The following is a 9861-nucleotide window of genomic DNA, read 5'->3' on the forward strand; positions in this document are numbered from 1 at the left end:
GGGGTCCTCGCCGCAGGTGAGCCAGGTGCCGTCCCCGAGTGCCATCGGGCTCTCCGACACGGGCACCGGGTACTCCACCCGACCGAGCACCTTGTCGGCGGTTCTGGGCGAACCGGGTACGCGAGGGGAGTTCGACGGGACCCGGAACGACGCCACGAGGCCGGGGGGTGATGCGCACCGCAGCATCCTGCCAGGGTTGCCGCGAAACGCGCCGCCCCCGAGGAGCGCCGTGGACAATGGGGGCCGGGGAGGTGTGCTGCGGCGGACCCGGGGGAGCAGGCGTGCGCGGAACCAGCCTCCTGGGCGCGCTGCGCACCCGTGACCCGGGGTACGTCGTCCTGCGGCGCGCCGCCCGGCTGACCCTCGTCGCGTCAGTGGTGTTCTACGCCTGCCGGTACGGGGCGGGCAGTCCGATGCTCGCCACGTACGGCCTGTTCGGAACGATCGCGGCAGGCTCGTTCGCTCAGCTGCCCGGTCCGGCGCCGCAGCGGGCGCGGATCCTCGTCACGTCGCTGCCCGTGGTGTGGGCGCTGGTCGCGGCGGGTTCGCTGTTGGCGTGGAGCACGTGGGCGGCGGCCGGCGGGATGCTGGTGATCGGGTTCGTCGTGGCGTTCGCCGGAGTCGGCAATCCACGCCTGGTGGGGTGGGCCAGCGCGTTCCAACTGTTCTACATCCTGGCGTCCTTCCCGCCGTACCAGCCGGACACCCTGCCGCAGCGCCTCGGCGGCGTCACTCTCGCCATCGTGCTGCTCGCCGCCGCCGAGGTGTTCCTCTGGCCCGATCCGGTGCCGGTCTCGTACCGGCAGCGGCTCGCCGAGGCGGCGGAGGGCGTCGCGGCGTTCCTCGACGCCGCCGCGGAGGCACTGGCCGACCCGCACGCCGGTCCCGGTGGTCGCGAGGCCCGGCGCCAGCGGGCGTACGACGTGGTCGCCGCTCTCGACCTGGCCCGCAACCCTCCGGCGTGGGCGCCCACGGCGGCGGGCGCCCAGGACCGGGCACTGCGGATCTGCGCGGCGGCGTTACGGGAGGTGCTCGCCGAGGCGGATCGCCTGGCGGCGGACGCCCCACCGGAGCCGATCCCGGATCTCGCCGCGGCGGGACTGCTGCGCTCGGGCGCCGCCACGACCCGCGCCGCCGGCCGCAGCCTGTCCCCGGGCGCTCCGCCGGTCGACCTCGGCGACCTGGATGTCGCCATCGGGCGGGCCGAGGAGGCGTACGCCGGCGGTCGGGACGCGCCAGACGTACCCCGCCTGTGTCGGGACGCGACGGCCCTGGCCCTCGCCGACCAGGTGCGGGTCTTCGCCGTCGGCACCCGGGTGGCCACCGGGTCGCGGGCCGACGGCGCGGACGACCCTTCGGGGCTGTTCGAGTTCGCGCGGCACAGTCCGTGGACGTTGTACTGGAGGCAGTTCCGCTCCCACCTCGCCCCCCGATCGGCCCACCTGCACAGCTCGCTGCGGCTGGCCGTGGCGCTGGCCGTCGCCCGGGTGGCGGCGGGGCTCCTGCAGCTCACCCACGGCTTCTGGGTGCTGCTGGCCACCCTCACCGTCCTGCGCACCTCCGCGGCGGACACCCGCACGGCCCTGCGGCCCGCGCTGCTGGGCACCATCGCCGGCGCCGCCGTCAGTGGCCTGGTGATGCTCGTCGTCGAGGAGCCGGTCGTCTACGCCGTCGTCCTGCCGGTGACCCTGATCCTGGCCTTCGGCGTCGGTCGCCTGCTGGGGCCGGTCTGGCAGCAGGCGCTGTTCACGGTGCTGCTGACTGTCGTGTTCGCCCAGCTCAGCCCGGAAGGGTGGCGGCTCGCCGAGGTTCGCCTGGTCGACGTCCTGCTCGGCGCGCTGGTAGGTGTGCTCGCCGGGGTGGCGATATGGCCGCGCGGCGCGGGTCACGACCTGCGACGCAACGCCGCCCGCCTCCTGGTGTCCAGCGGGGACGTGGTCGAGCGGACCGTCCAGGCGGTGCTCGGCGGCCCCGACCACCCCGGCCCGGCCCTCGACCAGATCCGTCGACGGATGGTCCTGGTCGACTCGTCGTACTGCCAGTTCCACTCCGAGCGGCACGACCCGCGTCGACAGCAGGTGAGCTGGGACGTCGTCCTCAGCGCCGGGCACCGCGTGGTGCCGGGCGTCGAGTCGCTGCTGCGCCGCAACCCGCCCGGCTGCCTCGCCGGCTGGCCCGCGGCCGCGGCCCTGCTGCGGGACACCGCCGGGCACCTGCATTCGGCGTACGACGACCTCGCCGACGAGGTGGCACACGGCCGGACGGCGGCGCCGCTGCCCCTTGCGAGCGACTGTGTGGACGAGTTGAACCGGGTCCGTCCGCTGCTCGGCGCGGCCGACCCCGCGTCGGTGCGGCATCTCGTGGAGGTGGACAGGTGGCTCGCCGGCCTCGCCGACAACCTCGGCCGGATCCGTCTGCCCGCCGACCGGGAGGTCAGCCGGGAGGGGACACCGTGAGGGGCCGAGGTGGCCGGACAGGATTCGGGGACCACCGCCCGGAGCGCCGACCGGCTCGGTGCTCAGCGGCGCGCCACAGGCCGCCAGTCGCCGATTGGCCGTGCCGCCGCGAGGCGATCCCGCCTAGCGTCGATGCATGCAGATCGCGCAGGCGCAGCAGTTGTGGAAGCCGGAGCCCGCCTGGTTGAACACCGCCTCCTACGGGCTGCCGCCCGAGCCGGCCTGGACGGCGTTGCAGGAGGCACTGTCCGACTGGCGGGTGGGCAGCAGGTCGTGGGAGGGCTGGGACGACTCCGTGCAGCGTTCCCGTACCGCGTTCGCCGGTCTGATCGGCGTGCCGGACACCGACGTGGCGGTCGGTGCCACCGTCTCCCAGATGCTCGCGCCGGTCGCGGCGGCGCTGCCGGCCGGAGCGACGGTGGTGGTGCCCGAGGTCGAGTTCACCTCCAACCTGTTCCCTTGGCTGGTGCAGGAAGAAAGGGGTGTCACGGTCCGCACGGTGCCGGCGGATCGGCTGGTCGACGCGATCGACGCCGACACCGACCTGGTCGCGTTCAGCCTGGTGCAGTCTGCCGACGGGTCGGTCGCCGCGTACGACGAGATCGTGGCCGCCGCCCGCGCGCACGGCGCGCTGGTGGTGGTCGACGCGACCCAGGCGTGCGGGTGGCTGCCCTTCGACGGGAGCCTTGCCGACGTGGTGGCGGTGGGCGGCTACAAGTGGCTGATGAGCCCGCGCGGCACCGCGTACGCCTATCTGGCCCCGGCGTTGCGCGACAGGCTGCGCCCGGACGCGGCCGGCTGGTACGCGGGCCGCGACCCGCACGCCTCCTACTACGGCCCGCCGCTGCGGCTGGCCGACGACGCCCGCCGGTTCGACATCTCCCCGGCCTGGTTCAGCTGGGTCGGCGCGGCCCCCGCGATGGAGCTGGTCGCCCAGATCGGTGTGCCGGCGATCCGGGAGCACGACGTGGCGCTGGCCAACCGGTTCCTGACCGGCCTGGGCCGGCCAGCGGGGGACAGCGCCATCGTCGCCGTCGACGTGCCGGACGCCCAGCAGCGCCTGGAAGCGGCGGGCATCCGGGCGGCCGTGCGCGCCGGGCGGGTCCGCGCATCCTTCCACGTCTACTCCACCGAAGCGGACGTCGACGCGGCGCTGGAGGCGCTCGTCGGCTGAGGCCGGCCGCGCCCGCAGCGGGGCACGGCCGGCCGGTGCTCAGGAGCAGACGCTGAAGCTCGCGTACGTGTACGCGAGGGGCTTCCACTCCAGATTAGGCCCGAGGCTCATGTCCCACCTGCCGTCGGCGAGGCGCCCGAAATAGACGAAGTTGCTGCCGAGCCCGTCGTAGTAGAACCAGTTGTCACCCTCGTACGTGGTGAGGCGGGTTGCCGCCCTGGCGAAGGTCCTGGGGCCGACGACGCCGTCGCTCAGGAGTCCCCGGTCGGTCTGCCACCGTTTCGTCGCGGCCGTGGTCGTCGGCCCGAACCGGCAGTCGACACCGGAGGCGGCGAGGTAGCCGTCGGCCACCAGGATCTTCTGCCACATGGCGACGACGTTGTTGTACGAGCGGGTCGACGCGGAGATCGGGCCCTCGTCGCCCCAGTCGTCCGTCCAGGTGGCCGATCCCATGACGTAGCCCTGACTGACGTCGGCCGACGCCGGCGCGGCCGGAACCGCGACGGCGCCGATCGTGGCGACGACCATCGCCGTCGCGACGGCCCTGATTCGTAGGTGCATGAGCATCCCCCTTTGGCTGACGGGCATCTGTCACAGGTGTAGATGCTCGGCAGAGCCAGGGAGTTCACGACGGACTGACATTCGGGCTCAGGCCAGGTGACCGCCGATCTTCGTGTACCCGCGCAGCAGGTCCCGGGAGATGATGAGCCGCTGCATCTCGTCGGTGCCCTCGAAGATGCGGTACAGCCGGACCTGCCGGTACCAGCGCTCGATGGGCAGCTCCCGGGTGTAGCCCATGCCGCCGTGGATCTGGAGGACCCGGTCGACCACCCGGTTGACCATCCCGGCGCCGTAGAGCTTGCCCATCGACGAGGCGTGACGGGGGTCCATGCCCTGGTCGACGGTCCACGCCGAGCGCAGTACCAGCCAGCGGGCCGCCTCCAGTTCGGTCTCCGAGTCGGCGATCATCCACTGGATGGCCTGGTTGGTGCCGATCTTGCTGCCGAAGGTCTCCCTGGTGTTGGCGTACTCGATCGCCATCTGCAGCACCCGCTCGGCGATGCCGATGGCGTGCGACGGGATGGTGTAGCGGCCCTTGCCGATCCACTCCATGCCGAGCGTGAAGCCCTGCCCGATCTCGCCGAGGATGTTGCGGTGCGGCACGCGTACGCCGTCGAAGATCAGCGACGCGGGCCCGCCCTCGCCCATGGTCTGGATGAACTCCGAACGCCAGCCCATCGACCTGTCCACCAGGAACGCGGTCGCGCCGCCGTTGCGGGCGCCCTTCTCCCGGTCGGTCACCGCGACCACGATGGCGAAGTCGGCGTCGTGGCCGCCGGTGATGAAGGTCTTCTCGCCGTCGAGGACCCAGTCGTCGCCGTCACGGCGGGCCGACAGCCGGATGTTCGCCGCGTCGGAGCCCGCGCCCGGCTCGGTGATCGCGAAGCAGGACCGCCGCTCGCCCTCGATGGTCGGGATGAGGAACTCGCGCTTCTGCTCCTCGGTGGCGTGGAACAGGATGTTGTCCGCCTCGCCGCCGAAGCGGAACGGCACGAACGTGCGGCCCAGCTCCGTCCAGATCAGCGACTGCAGGACGGCAGGCAGGTTCATCCCGCCGTACTCCTCGGGGGTGGCCAGGCCCCAGAAGCCGAACTTGCGCGCCTTGAGTTGCAGCTCGCGCACCTCGGAGTGGTCCAGGCCCGGCTGGTGCGCCCGCTCCCGGCGGAGCACCTCCGCCTCCAGGGGCATCACCTCGCGCTGGATGAACGACCGGACGGTGTCCCGTACCGCCCGCTCCTCGTCGGTAAGCGAAAAGTCCACGTTGGTCCTCCTGGCGTCGGTGCGGCCGGTCACCCTTAAACTAGCGGTGTAAGTTTTGCCGCGTCCAGACCTGGCCGCCGCGACCGCGAGGAGCGCAGTGCCCCGACCCCGCCAGCCCCGGCTCACCCGCCAGCTCATCGTCGACACCGCCACCGCGCTCATCGACGCCGAAGGGCTGCCGGCGTTCTCCACCCGCCGGCTCGCCGCCGAGCTGGGCGTCCGTGGTCCCTCGCTGTACAACCACTTCGCCACCAAGGACGAGATCCTCGACGCGGTCGCCGACACGGTCACCGGTGCCGTCGACACCAGCGGCTTCGCCAGCCGGGACTGGGCCGCCGCCCTGCGCGACTGGGCCTGGTCGTACCGGCGGGCGCTCACCGCGCACCCGAACATCGTGCCGTACCTGGCCCAGGGTCCCGGCCGGCGGCCGGCCGCCCTCGCCATGGCCGACGCGGTCTACGGCGGCCTGGTCCGCGCCGGCTGGCCGCCCGCGCGGGCCACCCACATCGGCGCGGCGCTGCGCTACTTCGTGGCCGGGTCGGCGCTCGGCTCCTTCGCCCGCGGGTTCGTCGAGGACCCCGAGCTGTACGCGGCGCACTACCCGCACCTGCGCGACGCGCACCGGCTCGCCGAGCACCAGCAGAGCGTCGACGAGGGCGCGTTCGCGCTCGGCCTGGACGCCCTGCTGCACGGCCTCACCGTCGAGTACGGCCGCACCGCCGGCCCGGTGGAGTCCACCCGGCCGAGCGGGTAGCGTCCAAACTCCCAGCGCTAGTTTCATCGTCCACCACCATCGCCCCCGCCCACCCCCGAAGGGACGCCATGGACCTCGCCGCCCCGCCGTCGCAGCTACCCGACACCCTGCGCCTCAGGCGCCACCTGCACATCGGCGGCGAATGGACGTCTCCCGCCGGCACCGACGCGATCGACGTGGAGAGCCCGAGCACCGGCGAGCTGTTCGGGCAGGTGCCCGCCGGCACGGCTGCCGACGTGGACGCCGCAGTCGCCGCGGCCCGTGCCGCCTTCCCCGGCTGGGCGGCGCTCGCGCCCGCCGACCGGTCCAGCCACCTCGACCGGCTGCACACCGCGCTCGCCGCGCGCGCCGACGACCTCGCCCGCACCATCGCCGTCGAGATGGGAGCCCCGCTCAAGCTCGCCACCCGGGTGCAGGTCGGGCTGCCGCTGACCGTGCTGCGGGACCACGTCGCGCTCGCCGCCCGCCCGCCGGTCGAGGAGACCATCGGCAACTCCCTCGTGGTCCGCGAGCCGATCGGCGTGGTCGGCGCGATCACCCCGTGGAACTACCCGCTGCACCAGGTGATGGCGAAGCTGGCGCCCGCGCTGGCCGCCGGCTGCACTGTGGTGCTCAAGCCCAGCGAGCTGACCCCGCTGACCGCGTACCTGCTCTTCGACGCGGTCACCGAGGCCGGGCTGCCGCCGGGCGTGCTCAACCTCGTACCCGGCACCGGCCCGGTCGTCGGCGAGGCACTGGCCGGGCACCCCGACGTCGACCTGGTGTCGTTCACCGGCTCCACCGCCACCGGCACCCGGATCATGCGGCTCGCCGCCGAGCGGCTCGCCCGCGTGGCCCTGGAACTGGGCGGCAAGTCCGCGAACGTGATCCTCCCCGACGCCGACCTGGCCACCGCCGTCAAGGTCGGTGTCGGCAACGCGCTGCTCAACTCCGGGCAGACCTGCACGGCGTGGACCCGGATGCTCGTGCACCGCGACCGGTACGACGAGGCGCTCGACCTGATCGCCACGGCGGTGGCCGGCTACCGCCTCGGCGACCCGTTCGACCCGGCCACCCGGCTCGGTCCATTGGTCTCCGCCGCCCAGGCCGAGCGTGTCCGCGGCCACGTCGACAGGGCGCTCGCCGACGGTGCCCGCCTCGTCGCCGGCGGCCCGGACGCGGCGCTGCCGGAGCGGGGCCACTTCGTCGCGCCAACAGTCTTCGCCGACGTGCACCCCGACAGCGCGCTCTCCCAGGAGGAGGTCTTCGGGCCGGTGCTCGCCGTCCTTCCGTTCGCCGACACCGACGAGGCCGTCGCCATCGCCAACAACTCCCGGTACGGGCTGGCCGGGGCGGTCTGGTCCGCCGACACCGACGCCGCCCTCGCCGTCGCCCGGCGGATGCGCACCGGCGCTGTCGACATCAACGGCGCCGCGTTCAACCCGCTCGCCCCGTTCGGCGGCTACAAGCAGTCCGGGCTCGGCCGCGAGTTGGGTGTGCACGGGCTCGCCGAGTTCTGCGAGCTGAAGGCGATCCAGCGATGAGCGCCCCCGAGCCGACGACCGACACCGCGCCGACGACCGACACCGCGCCGGTGTCCGAGCCGGTCACCGTCCGCGCGCTCGTCGCGCGCGGGTCCGGGGCCGAGCTGCGGGTCGAGCGGGTACGCCTGCCCGCTCCCGGCCCCGGCGAGGTGCGGGTGACGATCACCGCCGCCGGCGTCTGCCACTCCGACCTGTCGATGGCGAACGGCACCCTCGCGGCGAGGTTCCCGCTGGTGCTCGGGCATGAGGCGACCGGGGTGGTGGCCGAGACCGGGCCGGGAGTGGATCTGGCCCTCGGCACCCCTGTGGTGCTCAACTGGGCGCCGGCCTGCCGCGACTGCTGGTGGTGCCGACGCGGCGAGCCGTGGCTCTGCGCCGCCACCACCGCCCCGACGGTGCCGCGCGGCGAGACCGACGACGGCGTACCCCTGCACGTGACCCTCGGCCTGGGCGCGCTCGCCGAGGCCGTGGTGGTGCCCGAGCGTGCCGTCATCCCGGTCCCCGCCGGGCTGCCCGCCGACCAGGCGGCGCTGCTCGGCTGCGCGGTGCTCACCGGCGTCGGCGCGGTCCGTAACACCGCCCGGGTGGCGCCCGGCGAGGCCGTCGCCGTCGTCGGGCTCGGTGGGGTGGGGCTCGCCGTGCTCACCGCCGCCCGCCGGGCCGGCGCCACGACGATCCTGGCCGTGGACGTCGCCGAGGCCAAGCGGGACCTGGCCCTCGCCGCCGGGGCCACTGACTTCCTGCTCGCCGACGACAGGCTCTCCAAGGAGGTACGGGCGCGCACCGAGAGCCGGGGTGTCGACCACGCCTTCGAGTGCGTCGGCCGCGCCGCCACCATCCGCGCCGCCTGGAGGCTCACCAGGCGCGGGGGAGCGGTGACAGTGGTCGGCATGGGCGCCAAGGACGACATGGTCAGTCTCGGCGCGCTCGACATCTTCCACTCCGCGCGGACGCTGCGCTCCTCGGTGTACGGCTCGTCCGACCCGGACCGGGAGGTGCCGGTGCTCGCCGCCGAGCTGGCCGACGGCGTGCTCGATCTGGGCCTGCTGGTCAGCGGCACGATCCCGCTTGACGAGGCGCCCGCGGCGTTCGACAGGCTGGCCCGGGGCGAGGGCGCCCGCTGGGTGGTCACGCTGGACTGAGCATCCTGTCGGTGGGGGCCGGCAGGATGGCGTCATGAGTTCACGTCTGGGCACTGTCGTGGTCACGGGTGCCGCGGGTCGCATCGGTTCGGTGGTCTGCCGGCACCTGCGCGACGAGGTTCGCCAGCTCGTTCTGGTCGACCGGGTGCCCGTGCATCCGCGATCGCCTACGGACCGGGCGATTCAACTGGATCTGGCGGACGCCGACGCGGTGACCGCCGCGCTGGAGGGCGCGGACGCGGTGGTGCACCTGGCAGGGCTGCCGGACGAGGCGCCCCTGGCCGACCTGCTGGCGAGCAACGTGCTGGGCACGTACCACGTGTTGGAGGCCGCCCGCCGGCAGCGGGTCGGGCGGGTAGTCCTGGCCAGCAGCAACCGGGTCACGGGTTTCTACCCGGTCGGTCAGGTGGTGGGGCCTGACGATCCGGTCCGACCTGATGGTTTCTACGGGGTGAGCAAGGCCGCCGTCGAAGCGCTCGGGCGCCTGTACGCCGACAAGTTCGGCCTGTCGGTGGTGTGCCTGCGCATCGGCAGCTTCGAGGACGAGCCGGACGAGGCCCGCTACCTGGCGACCTGGTTGAGCCCGCGCGACGGCATCGGTTTCGTCCGCGCGGCTCTGACCGCTTCCGACGTTCACTTCGTGACCGCCTACGCCGTGTCCGCCAACACCCGGGCGTTCTGGGACACCACGGCCGGGGCGCGGCTCGGCTACCTGCCGGTGGACGACGCGGAGGTTTTCGCCGACCGGGTGCCCGGGTCGCGCGACCCGGTCGACCCCGCCGCCTTGCAGGGCGGCGCCTTCACCGCCGCCGCGTACTCGCTGCGGCACGTCGGTGCGGACAAGCAGGCCTCCTGAGCCGAGCATCGAACGGCGGGGAGTCGGGGGCCCCCCCCCCCCGGGGGGGGGGGCGTTTTTAAAGAAGGGGGGGGGGCCCGGGGGGTTTGAGCCACCCGCGGTGGGGCGGGGGGGTAGGGCGGATGAAAACGACCG

At 73.8% G+C, this 9861-nt stretch carries 8 protein-coding genes; 6 read left to right on the forward strand and 2 right to left on the reverse strand.

What is annotated here, in order from left to right:
- Positions 1–281 precede the first annotated feature (281 nt).
- A complete protein-coding gene (locus tag ACFY1S_RS08560; protein WP_387114127.1) occupies positions 282–2456 on the forward strand; it encodes an FUSC family protein in 2175 nt (724 codons plus the stop codon).
- A gap of 136 nt (positions 2457–2592) precedes the next feature.
- A complete protein-coding gene (locus tag ACFY1S_RS08565) occupies positions 2593–3630 on the forward strand; it encodes an aminotransferase class V-fold PLP-dependent enzyme (protein WP_387114129.1) in 1038 nt (345 codons plus the stop codon).
- 39 nt (positions 3631–3669) lie between these two features.
- Here the strand turns inward: ACFY1S_RS08565 and ACFY1S_RS08570 are convergent, their stop codons facing one another.
- Both ACFY1S_RS08570 and ACFY1S_RS08575 read right to left on the reverse strand, forming a co-directional pair.
- Positions 3670–4191 (reverse strand): peptidoglycan-binding protein, encoded by a 522-nt coding sequence (locus tag ACFY1S_RS08570; RefSeq protein ID WP_387114131.1) that lies wholly within the window; start codon positions 4189–4191, stop codon positions 3670–3672.
- Positions 4192–4278: 87 nt separating this feature from the next.
- Positions 4279–5451, reverse strand: a complete 1173-nt coding sequence (locus ACFY1S_RS08575; RefSeq protein ID WP_387114133.1) for an acyl-CoA dehydrogenase family protein — start codon at positions 5449–5451, stop codon at positions 4279–4281.
- Positions 5452–5548: 97 nt separating this feature from the next.
- Between ACFY1S_RS08575 and ACFY1S_RS08580 the strand changes: the two genes are divergently transcribed.
- From ACFY1S_RS08580 to ACFY1S_RS08595, 4 genes are all read left to right on the forward strand, one after another.
- Positions 5549–6205, forward strand: a complete 657-nt coding sequence (locus tag ACFY1S_RS08580; RefSeq protein WP_387114135.1) for a TetR/AcrR family transcriptional regulator — start codon at positions 5549–5551, stop codon at positions 6203–6205.
- 68 nt (positions 6206–6273) lie between these two features.
- On the forward strand, positions 6274–7728 hold the full coding sequence (locus ACFY1S_RS08585) for an aldehyde dehydrogenase family protein (RefSeq protein WP_387114137.1): 1455 nt from the start codon (positions 6274–6276) through the stop codon (positions 7726–7728).
- Positions 7725–8870 carry an alcohol dehydrogenase catalytic domain-containing protein gene (locus ACFY1S_RS08590; RefSeq protein ID WP_387114139.1) on the forward strand — a complete coding sequence of 382 codons (1146 nt, stop codon included), beginning with the start codon at positions 7725–7727 and terminating at the stop codon, positions 8868–8870. Before ACFY1S_RS08585 ends, ACFY1S_RS08590 begins: the two co-directional genes overlap by 4 nt.
- A 34-nt stretch (positions 8871–8904) precedes the next feature.
- Positions 8905–9726, forward strand: a complete 822-nt coding sequence (locus ACFY1S_RS08595) for an NAD-dependent epimerase/dehydratase family protein (protein ID WP_387114141.1) — start codon at positions 8905–8907, stop codon at positions 9724–9726.
- The last annotated feature ends 135 nt before the right edge of the window (positions 9727–9861 follow it).

This window comes from Micromonospora sp. NPDC000663 (assembly GCF_042898105.1).
Lineage (GTDB): Bacteria > Actinomycetota > Actinomycetes > Mycobacteriales > Micromonosporaceae > Micromonospora.

What these genes read in the sequence shown, in the direction of transcription:
- ACFY1S_RS08595 (WP_387114141.1), top strand. Translation starts at nt 8,905, where the DNA reads ATGAGTTCACGTCTGGGCACTGTCGTGGTCACGGGTGCCGCGGGTCGC.
- ACFY1S_RS08570 (WP_387114131.1), bottom strand. Translation starts at nt 4,191, where the DNA reads ATGCACCTACGAATCAGGGCCGTCGCGACGGCGATGGTCGTCGCCACG.
- ACFY1S_RS08565 (WP_387114129.1), top strand. Translation starts at nt 2,593, where the DNA reads ATGCAGATCGCGCAGGCGCAGCAGTTGTGGAAGCCGGAGCCCGCCTGG.
- ACFY1S_RS08585 (WP_387114137.1), top strand. Translation starts at nt 6,274, where the DNA reads ATGGACCTCGCCGCCCCGCCGTCGCAGCTACCCGACACCCTGCGCCTC.
- ACFY1S_RS08590 (WP_387114139.1), top strand. Translation starts at nt 7,725, where the DNA reads ATGAGCGCCCCCGAGCCGACGACCGACACCGCGCCGACGACCGACACC.